Source organism: Gracilimonas mengyeensis (assembly GCF_900182705.1).
Classification (GTDB): Bacteria; Bacteroidota; Rhodothermia; order Balneolales; family Balneolaceae; genus Gracilimonas; species Gracilimonas mengyeensis.
This window is the reverse complement of record NZ_FXTP01000001.1, coordinates 474690-492744: the sequence shown is the minus strand read 5'-3', so window position 1 is coordinate 492744 and position 18055 is coordinate 474690. Positions and strand designations below refer to the sequence as shown.

Annotated in this window: 17 protein-coding genes; 9 read left to right on the top strand and 8 right to left on the bottom strand. The window is 43.6% G+C overall.

Going from position 1 to position 18055, the window contains the following annotated elements; translation table 11 throughout:
- Nucleotides 1-15 precede the first annotated feature (15 nt).
- The 4 genes from infB (at nt 16) to FN815_RS02015 (ending at nt 5068) form a co-directional block, all read left to right on the top strand.
- Nucleotides 16-2916 (top strand): translation initiation factor IF-2, encoded by a 2901-nt coding sequence (gene infB, locus FN815_RS02030; RefSeq protein WP_142452919.1) that lies wholly within the window; start codon nt 16-18, stop codon nt 2914-2916.
- A gap of 114 nt (nt 2917-3030) precedes the next feature.
- On the top strand, nt 3031-3408 hold the full coding sequence (gene rbfA, locus FN815_RS02025; RefSeq protein WP_142452918.1) for a 30S ribosome-binding factor RbfA: 378 nt from the start codon (nt 3031-3033) through the stop codon (nt 3406-3408).
- On the top strand, nt 3408-4151 hold the full coding sequence (truB, locus tag FN815_RS02020; protein WP_142452917.1) for a tRNA pseudouridine(55) synthase TruB: 744 nt from the start codon (nt 3408-3410) through the stop codon (nt 4149-4151). The genes rbfA and truB overlap by 1 nt, the downstream gene beginning before the upstream one ends.
- A complete protein-coding gene (locus tag FN815_RS02015; RefSeq protein ID WP_142452916.1) occupies nt 4139-5068 on the top strand; it encodes a bifunctional riboflavin kinase/FAD synthetase in 930 nt (309 codons plus the stop codon). Before truB ends, FN815_RS02015 begins: the two co-directional genes overlap by 13 nt.
- Before the next feature lie 18 nt (nt 5069-5086).
- Here the strand turns inward: FN815_RS02015 and FN815_RS02010 are convergent, their stop codons facing one another.
- The 6 genes from FN815_RS02010 to FN815_RS01985 form a co-directional block, all read right to left on the bottom strand.
- Nucleotides 5087-5326, bottom strand: coding sequence for a hypothetical protein (locus FN815_RS02010; protein WP_142452915.1), 240 nt, complete (start codon nt 5324-5326; stop codon nt 5087-5089).
- 81 nt (nt 5327-5407) lie between these two features.
- Complete coding sequence (locus tag FN815_RS02005) at nt 5408-5893, bottom strand: nuclear transport factor 2 family protein (protein ID WP_142452914.1); 486 nt, start codon at nt 5891-5893, stop codon at nt 5408-5410.
- Nucleotides 5894-5897: 4 nt separating this feature from the next.
- Nucleotides 5898-6851 (bottom strand): hypothetical protein, encoded by a 954-nt coding sequence (locus FN815_RS02000; RefSeq protein ID WP_221930209.1) that lies wholly within the window; start codon nt 6849-6851, stop codon nt 5898-5900.
- Between the two features lie 378 nt (nt 6852-7229).
- Entirely contained in the window at nt 7230-7997 is a 768-nt protein-coding gene (locus FN815_RS01995; protein WP_142452913.1) for a class I SAM-dependent methyltransferase, read from the bottom strand.
- A 128-nt stretch (nt 7998-8125) separates the two neighbouring features.
- Nucleotides 8126-8722, bottom strand: a complete 597-nt coding sequence (locus FN815_RS01990; protein ID WP_221930208.1) for a hypothetical protein — start codon at nt 8720-8722, stop codon at nt 8126-8128.
- 248 nt (nt 8723-8970) lie between these two features.
- On the bottom strand, nt 8971-10119 hold the full coding sequence (locus tag FN815_RS01985; RefSeq protein ID WP_142452911.1) for an eCIS core domain-containing protein: 1149 nt from the start codon (nt 10117-10119) through the stop codon (nt 8971-8973).
- A gap of 286 nt (nt 10120-10405) precedes the next feature.
- Here FN815_RS01985 and rpsO point away from each other — a divergent pair, with 286 nt between their 5' ends.
- The 5 genes from rpsO (at nt 10406) to FN815_RS01960 (ending at nt 15321) form a co-directional block, all read left to right on the top strand.
- On the top strand, nt 10406-10675 hold the full coding sequence (rpsO, locus tag FN815_RS01980) for a 30S ribosomal protein S15 (protein ID WP_142452910.1): 270 nt from the start codon (nt 10406-10408) through the stop codon (nt 10673-10675).
- Nucleotides 10676-10789: 114 nt separating this feature from the next.
- Nucleotides 10790-12901, top strand: a complete 2112-nt coding sequence (gene pnp / locus FN815_RS01975) for a polyribonucleotide nucleotidyltransferase (RefSeq protein ID WP_142452909.1) — start codon at nt 10790-10792, stop codon at nt 12899-12901.
- A gap of 177 nt (nt 12902-13078) precedes the next feature.
- Nucleotides 13079-13777, top strand: coding sequence for an alpha/beta hydrolase (locus FN815_RS01970; RefSeq protein ID WP_142452908.1), 699 nt, complete (start codon nt 13079-13081; stop codon nt 13775-13777).
- 120 nt (nt 13778-13897) lie between these two features.
- A complete protein-coding gene (locus FN815_RS01965; protein ID WP_142452907.1) occupies nt 13898-14569 on the top strand; it encodes a response regulator transcription factor in 672 nt (223 codons plus the stop codon).
- A 65-nt stretch (nt 14570-14634) separates the two neighbouring features.
- Entirely contained in the window at nt 14635-15321 is a 687-nt protein-coding gene (locus FN815_RS01960) for a TrmH family RNA methyltransferase (RefSeq protein ID WP_142452906.1), read from the top strand.
- A 217-nt stretch (nt 15322-15538) separates the two neighbouring features.
- Here the strand turns inward: FN815_RS01960 and FN815_RS01955 are convergent, their stop codons facing one another.
- Together FN815_RS01955 and FN815_RS01950 are read right to left on the bottom strand one after the other, a co-directional pair.
- Nucleotides 15539-16912, bottom strand: coding sequence for a M28 family metallopeptidase (locus tag FN815_RS01955; protein WP_142452905.1), 1374 nt, complete (start codon nt 16910-16912; stop codon nt 15539-15541).
- Between the two features lie 124 nt (nt 16913-17036).
- On the bottom strand, nt 17037-18011 hold the full coding sequence (locus FN815_RS01950; RefSeq protein ID WP_142452904.1) for a M23 family metallopeptidase: 975 nt from the start codon (nt 18009-18011) through the stop codon (nt 17037-17039).
- Between the last annotated feature and the right edge of the window lie 44 nt (nt 18012-18055).

Below are 18055 nucleotides of genomic sequence, written 5' to 3'. Positions count from 1 at the left end.
TTTTAAAACCCATTTATGACGTCTAAAAGACCTAAGCCCTTATTTAAAGTTGCATCTGAATTTAATGTAGCCACACAGTCTATAGTGGATACGTTGAACGAAAATGGTTTTGATGCGGCTAATCGCCCTAATTTCAAAATCACCTCCGAAATGTACGGAGTTTTGAGTGCTGAATATGGGGACGATAAAGCCAAAAGCGAGGACCACGAACGTGCTCGTGAGGAATATGAAAACCGTCGCAATCAAATTAAAAGCCAGCGCAACGAAAGCGTTACATTGGATAATGTGCTGGAGCCTATCGAAGATTCCATGGGCTTAGAGCCGGAGGATGAGGAAACGGATCTGGAACCAGAGGACGATTCCCCGGAAGCAACTCTTGAGCCTCAGGAAGAGGAAGGGCAGCCAGAAGAAACTACTGCAGACAAATCGGAAGAGGAAAAAGAAACCCCTGCCGAAGACGAAGCAGAAGCAAAAGCTGAAGAAGAAAAGGCTAAAGCGGCTGAAAAGAAGGCTAAAGAAGAAGAGCAGAAGGCCAAAGAGGCTGAAGAAGCAAAAGCTAAAGCCGAGGCGGAAGCGAAAGAAAAAGAAGCTAAAGAAGCTGAGAAGGCCAAACAGGAAGCAGCTAAAGCTGAAGAAGAGAAGAAAAAGAAGGCTGAGGAAGAAAAGAAAAAAGCCGAGGCTAAGAAAGAAGAAAAAGAGAAGGCTGAGTCTAAGTCAAAATCTGATGACGAAGAGAAAGCAGAGAAAAAGAAGACTAAAAAATCTGACAAGAAGGAAGACGAAGAAGATGACGATGATGTCATCCGTGGTTCTGCAGGAAAACTGAAAGGAACCAAAGTTTTAGGTAAAGCTTCCTTCACCAGCGACATTGCAGATCGCAAACCTCGCAAAAAACGTAAACGCAGAAAAGATCGCAAGGACGACGACTCGTCGAAATCCGATAGCAACAATAAGACCAGAAAGCGCAAGAAGAAAAAGTCGCGTCGCTCTGAAGTTGATGAGACGGATGTTGATAAAATGATGCGCGAGACCCTCAAGAAGATGAAATCTTCTAAAACGGTGGGTAGTAAGCGCCAGAAACGCCGTCGGGAACGTCGCGAGGAACGCGAGGAGGAACTCCAAAAGCAGCAGGAGATGGAAGAGCTCGAGTCCGATATTATCGAGACTACCGAGTTCATCACTGCCAACGAATTGGCTGACCTGCTGGATGTTGGAGTTAATGACATTATCTCCGTTTGTATGAGTATTGGTTTGATGATCACCATCAACCAGCGCCTTGATGCGGGAACCATTGAATTGGTTGCCGAGGAATATGGCAAAGAAGTGAAATTTATTGATGCCGAGGAAATGGATGAAGACCTTACCGTTCCCGAGGATGATGAAGAAGATCTTGAAGACCGCGCTCCTATTATTACCGTAATGGGTCACGTTGATCACGGTAAAACATCATTACTTGATTACATCCGTGAAGAGAAAGTAGCTGCCGGCGAGGCCGGAGGTATTACTCAGCACGTAGGTGCTTATGAAGTAGTACACAGCAATCAAAAAATCACCTTCCTGGATACGCCGGGTCACGAGGCCTTTACCGCTATGCGTTCGCGTGGTGCACAGGCTACCGATATTGTAATTCTGGTTGTTGCCGGTGATGATTCCGTGATGCCTCAAACCATTGAGGCGATTAATCACGCCAAGGCTGCCGGAGTACCGATTGTGGTTGCCATCAACAAGATGGATAAAGAAGGTGTTAATCCCGATCGTATCAAGTCACAGCTTGCCGAGCATGATGTGATTGTTGAGGAATACGGCGGAAAGGTGCAGTACGCTGAAGTATCGGCCCATACCGGACAAGGAATTGAAGACTTGCTCGAGAAAGTATTGATTGAAGCCGAGCTGATGGAACTCAAAGCCAATCCAAATCGTCGTGCAGACGGTGTGGTACTGGAAGCCCGACTTGATAAAGGAAAAGGTATTGTATCCAACATCCTGGTGCAGGGTGGTACGCTTAAAGTGGGAGATCCATTTGTGGCCGGTCCATGTTTTGGTCGCGTTCGTGCTATGGAAAACGAGCATGGTCAGCGAGTACAAGAGGCCGGGCCCTCAACTCCCGTACAGCTAATGGGTTTTGATGACATGCCACAGGCGGGCGACAAACTGATTGTAGCAGAAGATGAAAAACTGGCCAAAGATATTGCCAACGAAAGGATGCAAATCCGCCGCGAGCAGGCCATGCGCAAAACCAAGCATATGTCGTTGGATGATATTTCCCGGCGTCTCGCACTTGGTGAAGTTTCCGAGCTCAATATTATTATCAAAGCCGACGTGGATGGCTCAATCGAGGCCCTTTCCGGTTCACTCCAGAAACTGAGTACCGACGAGGTAGCTGTAAACATCATTCACACCGGTGCCGGTGCAATTTCCGAATCGGATGTATTGCTGGCTTCGGCCTCGGATGCTATTATCATTGGTTTCCAGGTACGGCCGACATCACAGGCTCGAAAACTGGCTGAAAGCGAAGAAATCGATATTCGACTATTCAGCGTTATCTACGATGCCGTTGATGAAGTGCGCGATGCCCTTGAGGGACTTCTGTCACCCGAATTGAAAGAAGAAATGATGGGTGTTGTGGATGTACGCGAAACTTTCAAAGTATCCAAAGTGGGTACCATTGCCGGTTGTTATGTAACCGAAGGTAAGGTAGAGCGAAACAATCCAATCCGATTGGTACGCGATGGCGTAGTGATTTATGATGGAGAGATTGATGCCCTCAAACGTTTCAAAGACGATGTGAGAGAAGTAAGCTCCGGTTACGAATGTGGTATTAGCATTCAGGGTTACAACGATATCAAAGTTGGTGACCAGATTGAGAGTTACAAGATCATTGAAGAGAAACGAACCCTCGAAGATTCCGCAGGGTAAGCAAACAATTAAAAGCCTGTCCGGTTTGCATGTATTTTGTTCATGCTAATGAGCAATCAAACCAGACAGGTTTTATTATTTAGTGGATAATTAGAATCCCAAATCAAACGTACTATGGGTTTCAGACCAAAAAGATTGGCCGCAGTCATAAAAAAAGATCTTGGCCAAATCATTCAGCAATCATATCAGCCTGACGGGACCTTTGTAACGGTTACCAGTGTAAAAATGACTGATGACCTGTCAATAGCCAGAGTGTATTTAAGTGTTTTTGCTCCGGGCCGGGATGACATGCCGGTATATCAGTTTATCAACGAGCATATCGATGAGATTCGTTATGAACTGGCTTCCAAAATCAAAAACCAGGTTCGTAAAATTCCTGAACTTCACTTTTACCAGGATGATACCGCAGAGTATGTGAACCGGATTGAACAGCTTTTCAAAAAGGTAGATATCCCAGAAAAAGATTCTGAAGATCAAGACAGTAGCAACTGATGGCCAGAGCACTTCCGCTGGATGAAATACCCGTTTACGGCAAGCATAACCTGCCCGATAAAGACACCGATTTAACCAAGGGTGCCATCTTTCTGATTGACAAACCTCTGGAATGGTCCAGTTTTGATGTGGTGAAGTTTTTGCGAAAACGAATCCGGGTTAAGAAAACGGGGCATGCCGGTACGCTGGATCCCTTGGCTACGGGCATGCTAATTCTATGCTGTGGCAAGGCAACCAAATCCATCTCCATGATTCAGGATTTGCCAAAAACTTATGTAGGAGAGATCACCTTTGGCAAAGCTACAACTACTTATGATGCCGAAGGAGAGGTGAACGAAGAAGCCGGCTGGGAGCATATCACCCCGGAAAAAATAGAGCAGGTGCTGGATGAAGAATTTACCGGTACGGTCGAACAAATTCCGCCCATGTATTCTGCTCTAAAATACGGAGGGAAGAAACTGTACGAGCTGGCTCGGAAAGGGGAAGAAGTGGTGCGTTTACCCCGGCAGGTTACGTTTCACAATCATGAAATTATAAAATACGACCCTCCTGTACTGACTCTGAAGATTGTTTGCAGTAAAGGGACTTATATCCGCTCTTTAGCGAGAGATTTAGGAGAAGCCCTGGATTCAAAAGGATTTTTAAGTGGATTGGAACGAACGTCTATTGGTCATTTTTTGGTTGAAGACGCTTTACATCCGCATGAAATGGCTGATCAACTAAAGGAGATATGGGAAAGTTAGTTGAGTTAAAAAATATCACACGAGAACCAAATACCGTAGTAACGGTGGGTACGTTTGACGGCGTACACCTGGGGCATCGCAAACTAATGGAGACGGTAGTTGATAAAGCCCGGAAGCGGGATGCCCGAAGCGTTGTGGTCACCTTTAACCCACATCCCAGAGAAATTATAAATCCCGGACAAGGTGGCATCAAACTACTGACTACGCTCGAAGAACGCTGCGAAGTGCTGGAAGATCTGGGGATCGATATCCTGCTGGTGATCCCTTTTGACCGTGATTTCTCACTGCTCAGTTCCGAAGAATTTATCCGGGATGTGATTTACGATAAGATCGGGGTCAGTGAGTTTGTGATCGGCTACGATCATCATTTTGGTCGTGACCGTGAGGGGACTATTGAGACCATTGAACGCCTTGGTTCTGAACTTGATTTTGATTCCTATGTAGTCTCCAAACAGGAAATGGGAGATGTGACCATTAGCAGTACCATGATCCGCAAAACACTGGCTGAAGAGGGAGATGTGAAACAGGCCGCCGAATATTTGGGGCGCATGTATCTGCTAAACGGCATTGTGATGCATGGGGATGAACGGGGCCGAACCATTGGTTATCCCACGGCTAATCTAAAGCCTGAGCATAAGAATAAAGTGGTTCCCAAAAATGGCGTATATGCCGTTAAGGTTCGCGTTAAAGACGAGTGGTTTGGTGGGATGATGAACATTGGTGTCCGCCCAACTTTTGACGACCCTATTCGAACGCTGGAAGTCAATATCTTCGATTTCGATCAGGAAATTTATGGGGATACTATCCAGGTTCGCTTTGTAGATCGCATCAGAGACGAGAAAAAGTTTGATGGAATTGAAGCATTGAAAGCTCAATTAGGAGAGGATAAGCAGCGGAGTTTGGATTTACTGAATTAGCATCTTTCAGTCAGCCGTTTATTCCCAATGTTTTGCCTGTTGTTTTAAACGCATTTCGCCGGAATCGATCATTTTTTGCAATCGCTCATTTCGGCTTGGAGATTTACTTGTCAGATGCCAGTCTCCGCAAAACTCACACTTGTAAACATCCTGAGGTCCTTGATCCGGTGGGAAATTTCGTTCAATGTGGATCTCAATCAGCGCGGTTTCTGCTAAGAATTTGGTCGGGTATTGGTTTTTTCCTGTTGAACAATGCATGATTGCATTGAAGGTAAGTAAATCTGCACGTCAATTATAATGGCTACAAATACTTTTCAAGAATTCACATAATAGCTTAATCTAAATTCTTGGGTTTGACATGTGGGAATGGATCACTTTCCATTCATCATCCATTAAAGCATATACAAAAGTCCAGGCAAAGCGTCCGGTTATAGTCCGTCCATCCGCTAATTTTGCCGAGAAATCTCCGTCAGCCGTTAGCAGAGCTTTGTTGCTGGAAAGTACCGTTACTTTTTTGGTATCAACATTTATCCGTTGTGATTGTAATCCACTTATCCCTCTTTTAAAATTCACCATCAAATCATCAAATGAGGAGTAGTACAATCCGTTGTCGATAAACCCAGCTTGATAATAATCATTAGTAGTAGCCGAAATAGCACTAGCATCCAGTTTCTCACCTGCCTCAATGCTTTTATCAAAAGCCCTTAAAATCTCAGACTTAATTTCATCAATCGATGCTTCAGGTAGGTCCTGTGAAAAGGTCACTCCTTGTATACTGATCAGAAATAAGCCCGTTAGAATCAGGCAGTAAATTTGATGTTTCATAATTTTAGTTTTGATGGTTGAGAGTTTTCTTGCCCTTTTTGAAATGTGATAGCACACGCAAAGCTCTTAGCGTATTCCATCGGCTGGGTTTACCTGCTTTTTCCATGAGGAAATGCACTTTTCCAGGATGAGCAGCCTGCAAATTCCATGTGTTATTTTTGTTTCTTTTCTTATCAATTACGTTCAAGGCATTTTCCATTCTTTCATCCCAATTGCTGCCTGCATATCGGAAGTAATCCAATGCCCGCAGAATATCATACCTCCACCTGCTTGGGTAGGACAATTTTAAAAAGTTTTTGTGGATGATTTCTCCGGTGTGGTCAGAGAGGTATAACCTGTGAAGCAGAATAAATTCCTCTGCACTTTTTCTGGCTTTTTTAATTTCTACTTTACGATACTGGGATCCTGATTTCTGAAACTCAACGAATCCTTCAAGTACAGAGATGGTAGTATGTAACGAGCTGTGTGTAGCACCACTTCGTGTGGTTCTGCAGTTGAAGCCGCCATCCGGCATCATTTCATTCAGAATACTGTCAACAATGGAGTGCAATTTGTTTTCTGAGCTTTTGAAATAGGAAGCATAATTCAAAAACATGCCATTTACGCAAACATCACTACGGTGGGCAGTAGAAGGTCCCAGTTTAATACCTCCATCATCAGCTTTACCCGTATCCAATACCAAATCGATCGTCTCTTTTACCTTTTCATAGTTACGGGAGAGATTCAAATAACGAAGGTCAAGAAGGGTGTAGTGGGTTGAAATCCATTTGGGTTGATAGAATCCAGCTCCCCAATAACCATTTGGATTACGTTTGGATAAAAACTGCCGGGCCCAGCCTTGCTCGCTAATCCGGTTTTGCAGATCCTTTCTGTCATCGCCTAACAAATCCCGGTAAACCTGATATTGTATAGAAATATCCCCGTCAAGCAACCAATTTATGATTTGTATATCGTTCATTTGAATTCACCTGAGACTGGTCTGAATCCAATTATTTTATGGTTATTCTTGGTTTCTTAAAAAACCTATTTAACGTGAGTTCGATATAAGAACGGCACGAAAATAGGCCTGTCATCCCGATCAAGATGTAGCGCAACGGAATCACAGAACCGGGATACATGGTGTAGTTTACATCATTATCTCGTTATTGCCCAGCGTTGCCGGTAGTAAGGAGATCACGGGTCTGGTCCCGCAATGACTCCCATTACAAATTCTGTCATCTCTTCAATGATATTGCTCCGGTTTTAGGCAAAATTAACGGCTTATGATGACGGGTTTTATATCGAACTGACGTTATTTAATACATAAGGTTTTGAGCTTATGATTTAGCACTATGAATTATTTTTCAGCAATCACCAGCATTTCAAAATCTTCAGGTGTGAGCCGGTCATTGCGGGAAAAAGCTCCCAGTTCTGCACCATAAATATCGATTGTGTGATAGCCCAGGGATTTTAGCAGCCAGGTAATTTCGGAAGGAATGTAGTACCGTTCATTACATTCCAGCCTTTTTTTATTTCCATTGTCATCCACCACTTCCGTGACGTTATGATCTCTAAAGGTCATCAGATCGAAGGTATTATTCGAGTAAGTGGCATTGCCATCTGTGCTCTGTGAAGCACAGAATTCTTCGACCGAATGACAAATGGGGAAGAGGCCGTTCAAAGTGGTAAAGATGAACTTTCCGGGACTTTTAAGTGCCTGGGTTACATTTTGCAGAATCTGGTAATTCATTTCATCGGTTTCCATGAGCGGGAAGCCACCTTCGCAAAGCATGATGGCCAGATCAAATTGATCGGTAAATTCCAACTTTCGGGCATCCATTTGCTGGAATTCTATCTGAAGATTTGCTTGAGTTGCTTTTTCTCTGGCATGTTCGAGTTGTGACTCGGACAAATCAACACCGGTCACTTTATAGCCACGTTTGGTTAGTTCAATGGTATGGCGTCCGGTGCCGCAACCTACATCCAGTATAGAAAGGGAGGTATCATGGTTTAGTTCTTCTTCAATAAAATCACACTCGCCCTGCGTGCCTTGCGTAAAGTTTTCCTGATCGTATTGTTTGGCGTAATTCTCAAAAAGAGATTCGTACCATTTCTTCTTACCCATGAAATCTAAGTAATGTATTCTTTTCTCTGATTATTGAATAAATAAACTATCTATGGACCGGTTTACAAATGGTATATGAAGAATAGGTGAAATTAATGGAAAGTTAACATCAGGTCCCAAACTTGTTTCTATTGAAGGTCTTCCGGAATGATGGGGTCCCAGGGTTCTCCTCCATAATGAACAAAGTTTCCATCGTCCAAATCTTTGAGTGCACTACCTTGAATAAGCCGGTCTGTAAAAGATGCTGTTTCACTTTCTACATCATTGATTTGCTTCAGTAGTTCTGCCTTCTCTCCTTCAAACCGTTCCTCTCTATTTCCTACAATATCTGCAGCATCTTCGGCATAGTTTGATATATAGGTGAAAATATCCTTTTCTGACTTTTGAACTTCTCCATGGTCTTCATAGGATCCAAAATTCAGATTAGCAAAATCACCTACTACCGGCGGACCACTTTTGATGCCGGCGAGGTCTGCAAACCCACCGGCAAGCTGGGTCATGACGTAGGCATACCGGCCCTCAAGCGTTACGTGAGCATTCTTGCCCAAAGTATAATTGGCAAGATCTAAATGGGTACCTGGAGCGGCTTGCTCAACATGCGATCGCTTGGTCGGTTCCTGAAGTGCATTGAAATATTGAGGGTTTGCCTGAATGTTAACAGTATGTTCACCAGGGGCGGCATCCCTTGAAATATGTACGTAGGCTTCAGGACTGGTGGAGTCCACAATCTCCATTCCTTTATGAAAATTGTTTGTTTGAGGCTCTCGGTTATATATGGAAGTCTTGCGTTCGGCACGTTGGATTGTAGCTTCTCTCTGGCTGCCCTGAAGCATGTTTATTTGTTTAAGCTGGGCAGTCGAAAATGTGCGATTATCGTTTATTTTGAACGATACTGAGCTTTTTACTGATGTGCTACGATCTGCGTTACTTTTAGGTAATTTACTTTGTTGTTTAACAGGTGCAGTTTTACCAATCATAGTCTTCCCATTGTTTCAATTAATTTACCCAATTGAGCTTGTGAAATTCTGATTCTTAGAGAAACAGGCAGGCTTTCTGTCATCGCTTCGGCGTAATTTTGAAATCTTGCTCTGCCTCTTTCACTATTTTCCAACATGTTAGATTCTATATTTTTGGCTGTATTTTTGCCGGGAATTACCGTCTGCATATCTATGCCTTCAGCTCCACGGGCCGCACCTAAATACTGTAGATGTTCAGGTACTATATCGGGTGATATCACATCCTCATCCCGGGATGTTGCAGGCGGAGGTCCTGCTTTTCTTTCACGCTTAAGTTCGCGAGCCAAGCCAACCAATTCAGGGTCTCCTAATGCTTCCCCAATTAGTTCAGCAACCATTTTTATTACAGCGGCTCCCTGTGGATTCCACATCAAAGTTCCATTTACATCCGTTCTTCTTCGGGTACTTTCCATCTTACCATAAACAAAAGTGAATGCCTTGTATACATCTACAGGCGAAAAGGCAACATCCGCAGATTTATGTTCTACATGCATGTCTGCGGTGTTATCTGCAGGCCTATAGGTTCCCTTAATTAGTCCATATTTAAAAGGAATTCCTTCTCTTTCATCGATGGGATCTGAGCCAAGTTGCACTACGGTTTTAAACTGCTGTACAGAGGAAGCATTTGAGTTATAATTCTGAATAGTTTGGAAAGAGTTTACCGGGTGTGTTCCTGTGCTCAATGCCTTAGCACCCATAAAATCCGCTTCTTTCTCCAGGCTCTTATCATCATTGACCTTTACACCTCCCGGCATCTGCATAGTGGGCTGTACGCGGCCTTGTTTTTGCTGTACCACATGCCAGGCTTCATGGGGCAGGTGTCGATTTTGTCCCGGGGCCACATGGATATCCGTTACCTGAGCATACGCATGAGCATTTAGCTGGGCTGGTTTATTGGAATTGAAATGAACCTTCACGTCATCCAAAGAATAACCGGATAACTGTTCAATCCCTGACTTTAACTGATCGGGCAATCCCGTTTTGTTTTCCTTTTTTTGTATGGGAGAGAAGCTAACGGGAGAATGTGACCTGTCAAAGACTTCAGAATAGGCAGCTGGCGACTGTCCATGTTGATCTTCCCGAATTAACAATCCTGTTTTACTCATAGCGTATGCACTTATTAAGTGTAATGGGGTAGGTACCCGCTCTAATTCCCCGAGTATAGTTTCTTCAAAATGTTGAAAAGCACTCTAAGTTCAAAAAACAATCGTTACGGAATTTCTCCCATTCGTGCTTATAAGAAGCTGCTACTTTTTATTAATGGCCTTTATTGGTATAAGTAGGAAAAAACCGCCGTATATTTATTGCAATGAATGATTGTCCAATTGGTTAAAAACCTTTATCTTTCAAAACTATAAATCGATTTATATAAGTACTAATTAAACCATTGCAATGAGCATAACCGCAGAAGAAAAAAAAGAAATATTTAAGAAGTTTGGTAAAAGTGAAACCGATACGGGTTCCACCGAAGGACAAATCGCCCTTCTGACCAAAAGAATTAACGACCTGACTGACCACCTGAAAGAAAATGAGCAAGATCACGCATCTCGCCGTGGCCTGCTGAAAATGGTTGGTAAAAGAAGAAGGTTGCTGAACTACCTGATGAAAAACGATATCGAGAAGTACAGAGAACTTATCAAAGAACTCGGTATCCGTAAGTAAGTTTATTCTATAAAAAGGCTCCATCGTGGGGCCTTTTTCACTTAATCCTGCCGCTATTTCTTCCTATCCGTTGCCGGCAGGGTAGGCAAATCAATAAAGACAAAGCAAGACATAATGAAAGAAGATATTAGAAGTGTAGAATTTGCACCGGGTAAGGTGCTATCCGTAGAAACAGGCCGGATTGCCAAGCAAGCCGATGGCGCTGTTGTAGTAAGAATGGGAGACACTCAGGTACTGTGTACCGCAGTGAGTGCCAAAGAGCCCAAGCCAGGACAGAATTTTTTCCCTTTAGTTGTTGATCACAGAGAAAGTTTTTCAGCCGGTGGACGTTTCCCCGGTGGTTTCATGAAGCGTGAGGGACGTCCTTCTGAGAAGGAAGTACTCTCAAGCCGTTTAATTGACCGCAGTTTGCGTCCGCTTTTCCCTAAAGGATATTTGTGCGAAACTCAGATCATCTCTTACGTTGTTTCTTCTGACGGAGAAAACGACGGAGACGTATTAGGTGGATTTGGTGCCTCTGCAGCCCTCCACATGTCTGACGTTCCTTTTGATGGCCCGATGGCCGAAGTTCGAGTTGGCCGTGTTGATGGCGAGTATGTTATCAACCCAACGCTTTCCGAATTGGAAGAAAGCGACATCGATATGATTGTTGGCGGTACAGCTGACTCCGTATTGATGATGGAAGGAGAAATGGATGAAATTTCTGAAGGCGATATGCTGGGTGCTATTAAAGCGGCACACCGTTCTATCATCACCTTGTGTGAATTCCAGGAAGAACTGAGAGAAGAATTTGGCCGTGAAAAACGGGAATTCACTCCGGAAGAAAATCCTGAAGAGCTGGAAAACAAAGTTCGTGAGCTGGCTACCGACAAAATTAAAGAAGTAGTAAATATTGGTCTTGGCAAAGAAGAATACAGTGCCAAGCTGCAGGAAGCCAAAGACAGCGTAATTGCTGAACTCGAAGAAGAGCACGAAGAAGAGCTCGATCTCATCAAAGATATTCTGAGTTCGGTTGAGAAAGAAGAACTTCGCAACATGATTCTGGAGAAAAAACGCCGCATTGACGGTCGTGCTCCTGAAGATATTCGCGATATCTGGACACAGGCCGGTTACTTGGCCCGTACCCATGGTTCTGCTATTTTCACCCGTGGCGAAACCCAGGCTCTGGTATCTGTAACCTTAGGTACCAAGAAGGATGAGCAGGCTGTTGATACGCTTTTCGACGAAGAAGCCAAGCAGTTCTTCCTGCACTACAACTTCCCACCATACTCTGTAGGTGAAGCCGGATTCCTTAGAGGACCCGGGCGTCGTGAAATTGGTCACGGTCACCTTGCTGAGCGCTCGCTCCGCATGATGATGCCGACTTTTGATGAGTTCGGATACGTTATCCGTGTGATTTCTGATATTACCGAATCCAACGGTTCCTCTTCCATGGCCTCCGTTTGCGGTGGTTCAATGGCACTGATGGATGCTGGTGTTCCCCTCAAGAAACCAGTTGCAGGTATTGCAATGGGTATGATTGTTGGAGAGAATGACCAGGTGGTACTTTCTGATATCCGTGGCGAAGAAGACTTCATGGGCGACATGGACTTCAAAACAGCTGGTACCGCTGATGGTATCACTGCCTGCCAGATGGATATGAAAGTTCAGGGTATCTCTTTTGATGTTATGGAAGAAGCCCTTGAGCAAGCCAGAGTAGGCCGTATGCACATTCTTGGTAAAATGGCTGAAACTATTTCCACACCTCGTGAGCAACTTTCTGAGTACGCTCCGCAGTTTATTAAGATGGAAATTGACGGCGATACCATTGGTGCGGTGATTGGACCTGGCGGTAAAGTGATTCAAACCCTCCAGAAAGAAACAGATACTGAAATCTGGATCGAAGAAGATGACCAGGGTAAAGGACAGATTACCATTTCCGCAGACAGCCTGGATAAAGCCAAAGATGCTCAGGATCGTATCAAAGCGATTACGGGTCAGTTGGAAGAAGGCGCTGTGTACAAAGGTACTGTTAAAACCATTAAAGACTTCGGAGCCTTTGTTGAGATTGCTCCCGGTCGTGATGGACTGTTGCACATCTCTGAGATTGACAACAAGCACGTTAAAAATGTAGAAGACTACATGAGCGTGGGTGATGAGATTGAAGTTAAGTTGCTCAAAATTGAGCCCGGCAATAAACTTCGTCTCTCCAGAAAAGTATTGTTGGGTAACGACGAAGAAGAATAAAGGTCGAACGCCTAATCAAATTGAGGCATCCTCTTAAACAGGGGATGCCTTTTTTATTGCAAATAATATGCATTATTTCTGTTAAGCAGTGGGAAAGTATATTTAAACATACTATTTTCACCGCCATAGGCTATAATAAAAACAGTTCAGCAACTGCTCTCTCAATTCATTCCTTCTATGCAAGATGTGCTCGTTTCAGGAAAGGCTTCGTTTGAGATCGAAGTACCGTACAAATTGATTGAAACTGGGGATAAGGGTGAAAAACCGCTTATTTTATATTTGCACGGTTTTAACCAGAACATTGAGTTTTTTGAAAAAAAGGTTAAAAAGCTGAAGACAATTAAGGCCTACCATTTATTTATTCAAGCTCCTTATCCCATTTATGATCGAAAAGGAAAAAGAAATGTTTCTCAATGGGGCCGTTCCTGGTATTTGTACGATGGCAATCAGGAACAATTCTTAAAGTCGATGGAAGTTGCTTCCGGTTTTATAGAAGGAATTTTGGATGATTTGACCGATACCGTACAGATTAGCCGGATGTGCATTTTTGGATATTCCATGGGGGGATATCTTGGCGGTTATTTTGCTTTTTCACGCTGGAAGAAGGTTAAAGACTTAATTGTGATAGGTGGACGAATTAAGACCGAGGCCTTTGAAGGACGCAGAAAACAAGCAAAACACCTGAATATTTTAGCGCTTCATGGTGAAGACGATACCAGTGTGTATCCCGAACCACAAAAGGAATGTATTGAACTTCTTAAAGAAGAGGGGTTTAACGCAAACTTTAAGCTCGTAGAAGCTACACACAAATTATCTTCGGTCTATATAACCAAAGCATACAAGTGGTTACAGAAAACAGGATACGTTGAATCCTGATGAATTTTGTTATACTTTTAGCCGCAATCTTTGTTAAGTTGTTTTAATAAAATATTTGAATAGCGGTTCATAGATGTTAAGCACTCACATTTTATTACACTCAAAACCCATAAACAGGCGATGAAAATACTTGTTATTGAAGACGATCCTTCTGTTCGTACATTGGTGAAAGCAGTACTCGAACACAACGGTAATTCCGTAACTACCATTGATAATGCAAAGGAGGGGGAGTCAAGTGCTGTAGAAAACGATTTTGACATGATAATACTCGACCTTGGTCTGCCAGACGGGGACGGTTACGAAGTTTGCAAAAATATTCGCGATAAGAATGTGAGCACACCGGTACTTATCCTTTCTGGAGAACAAGAAACTGATGTGAAGGTCAAAATGCTAAAAGTGGGTGCCGATGACTATCTCACAAAGCCTTTTAACACCGAAGAATTAATTGCCCGTCTCGATGCCATCAAACGGAGATCTGAGAAAGCTGGTGACCAAATGCTTAGCTGCGGTGAGCTTCGGGTTGATTTGCTGAAGCGCAGGTTTACCATCAATGGGGAAGAGGTACAGCTGACCAACAACGAGTTTAACCTCTTGGTTTATTTTCTGAAGAATAAAAACCGTGTGATCACTCAGGAAGAATTGGCTGAGAAAGTTTGGGATATTCATTTTGACACCCAAACCAACTATATCAACGTGTATATCAGTTACCTGAGAAAGAAAATACGTGAACACAGCGATGTGGATTATATTGAAACCATACGCAAAAAAGGATTCGTATTCAGGTGCGAATAGTCTAACGATTTAATCTTTGAGTCCTGCATGCTTTATGCTTGCAGGACTTTTTTTATTTTAGCCACATGTCATCATCCGATAGAACTGCGTTAATTGAGTATTTAAAAGACTTTATCACTGAAGCTCGGTGGGAGAAGATGAATGAAGTATTGGCACAGCGTACTCGTCATCTTACAGTGGTTGTAGAGGATATTTATCAGTCGCACAATGCCAGCGCGGTACTCCGCAGTTGCGATGGTTTTGGTATACAAGATGCTCATATCATCGAAAACCAAAATACCTTTGATGCCTCAAGTCAGGTTACCATTGGTGCTGATCAGTGGTTGAGTTTGCATCGGTATAATGCTGAGGGCACCGACAACACGGAAGCTTGTATCCAGAATTTGAAGGAGAGTGGATACCAGGTAATTGCCACAACCCCACACGAGGACGATTACAACCTAAACGACTTGCCCATTCAGCAGAAAACCGCCTTGGTGTTTGGAACAGAATTGGATGGAATCAGCGAGCGGGCCAAAGAGCTGGCTGATGGATTTGTGAAAATTCCCATGTTTGGGTTTAGTGAAAGCTTCAACATTTCTGTGAGTGCAGCAGTATGTCTCTATAATCTAACCCGACGTATGCGAAAATCAGATGCTATTGACTGGCATCTTTCCGAAGAAGAGAAAGATGAACTCAGGTTAGAATGGCTCAAGCAATCCATCAAAGCCGGTGAACAACTGGAGAAGACTTTTCTTGAAAAGAACTCTTAAATAATGAGTTTGATATAAAAAACCGTCATTGCGAAGGCAGCGGTGACCGAAGGGAGCACAGCCTGTGGCAATCTTCCGGATTAAACATCTGAGTGTTGTTTGGGGGATCGCTTCGTTCCCGATTTCTGAGGGCAATGACTAGCCTATTTTTAACCTCATTCTTATTTGGAACACAGGTTAAATAAAAAACCAATCTTCTACTATTTGCAGGTTTTACTTAACGTGGTAACGTCTCTTCCAAATCCGCAACCAGGTAGGCAAATACAGCCATGGTGGCGACGCATTGGTCGAATTCTTCTTTGCTGAGCTTGTCAATCGTATCGGCCGGAGTATGATGGTACCAAAAGTAATTTCCATCCACGATAAGCCCCATTCCTGGTACGCCATCCCGCATTAATGGCCCGATGTCAGCACCACCTCCGCCTTTGCGGACATCTCCGGATTCAATAGGCTCCAACAGTGAACCTATTTCTGAAAGTACTTCAAATGCTTGTTCACTTCCGGAAAAGCCAAAACCAACCGGGTCAAATACTCCACCGTCCGATTCTATCGCCAGCACATGGTTTTCCAGGGATTGTTCTTCCTCCTTAACCCATCGGTGATATTCCTCTGCTCCACGTAATCCGTTTTCCTCATTCGTCCATAACACAATCCGTATGGTACGTTTAGGCCGGATGCCGAGCTCTTTCATCAAACGTACGGCTTCCCAGGCAGCTACACATCCGCCGCCGTCATCCATCATTCCAGTGCCTACATCCCAGGAATCAATATGCCCGCCCATTACGATAATTTCTTCCGGATGTTCACTGCCTCGGTACTCTGCGATCAGGTTGTGAGATTGGGCGTCTGGCAATGTTTCAGCATTTAGCTTAAGATTTACTTCAATGGTCTCACCACGATCATACATGCGCTGAATCATCGTGGCATCTTCCAAAGTGATTGCTGCATGCGGGATTTTTGGGATGTCTTCATTATACGACATCGTTCCGGTATGTGGGGTCTGCATAGAGAAAGGTCCTACTGAGCGGATCAGGCTGGCTACTGCACCGTGTCTGGCGGCTTCGATAGCCCCACGCATGCGATATTGCACGGTCTGCCCGTAGGAAGTAAATGCGGCGTTATAAAGCACAATTTTCCCCTCAACCTGGTCCTTAACCTGTTCCAGTCCATCAAAACTCTTTACCACGATTACTTCAGCTGTTATGCCATCACCAGTTGTTGCCACACTTCCTCCCATACTCAGCATCGGAAGGTCTTTTTTGCGGGGTGATAAGAGGGTTGCAGATTCTTCTCCTCGTACCCAATGGGGCACCATAACGGGCTGCTTCCAGACTTTATCGAAACCATCTGCCTTCATTTCAGAAGCAATCCAATCAATGGCATTTTCAAGGTTTTCTGATCCACTAAGCCGTGGTCCAAATTTATCTCCCATGTAAGTCAGGCGCTGCCAGCCCGTATCACTACTTGTAGCGTTTGTAATCAGGTTTTCTGCATTTTCAGTGATGGACGCCGTAAGTACGGATTGGCCCAGGGCAGAATTTGAAATCATTAGTACAAAAGTGAAGCATAGAAGGGAGGTAAGATATTTCATAGCAGTGGATTAGAGGAAATGTTTAACAAAGCAGGAAAGAAAGTGAAAAACGGGGTACAATGCCATAAAAAAAGCCCGGTTTTAAGTAACCGGGCTTAAAATTCGTAAAAGGATCTGTTAATTCTTAATCCAGAGAATTCTTGTTGTTCTCGGAAATCTCTTTAAACATAGCATATTCTTCCGGAGAGGTATCTGCAAACAGATAATAAATCGGATTGATAGGATTTCCGTTTTGGTGCACTTCATAATGGAGGTGAGGACCTTCGGAAAGCCCGGAGTCGCCTGCCATGCCAATTTGTTGGCCGCGATTTACAGTAGCGCCTTTTTTAATGCCTTTGGCAAAACCCGACAGGTGAGCATATAAAGTTTCGTAACCAAATCCATGATCAACGATTACGACCAAGCCAAGAGTACCTTTACGGCCTGCAAATTTAATCTTACCGTCACCGGTAGTGAAAACAGCATCTCCAACATCAGCCCTGAAATCAAGTCCGTTATGCTGGCGGTTATATTTTAGAATAGGATGGTAACGAACACCAAAGCCACTTAGTAAGAGTCCGGCTGTAGGCTTGATAGCCGGAATATGACTCATTTTCTCTTTATTGGCGTTGTAGTGACTTTTAATTTCTTCAAAACTAAGCTGCTGAATTCCAATACGACGTTCCAGGTTATCCACCTTGTTAGCCGTCCATTTTAAAAGTTCAGAAGTGGGTTGGCTGTGAACGTCAAATTCAGCATAAGGATCGGAACCGCCAATCCCGGCTTTTCTTTCGTCGTACGATATCTTTTCCATCCCCAGCAACGAACGATACATTTCGTTGTCTTTTTGAGCAATTTCAGTAATCTGGGAATCTAATTCATTTAAAGATGATTTGGTGGATTCCAATTGGCTGTAAAGCGCTTCATTTTCAGCTTTGAGCGCCAGTTCAGCCGGTGTGCCCACATAAGTGGAGAGCATGATAATACCAATTCCGGTAAGAATCACACCTGCTAAAATCCATATAGAAAGGTTGTAAACTACTTGTTCCAGCTGATTATACTGTATGGGAACAAATTCACAGTTTTCCTCATCGTAGTAATAGTGGTTCTCTATAGACATATACTAACTTAGTTTAAAACTGGATAAAGATAGTAACCATATGT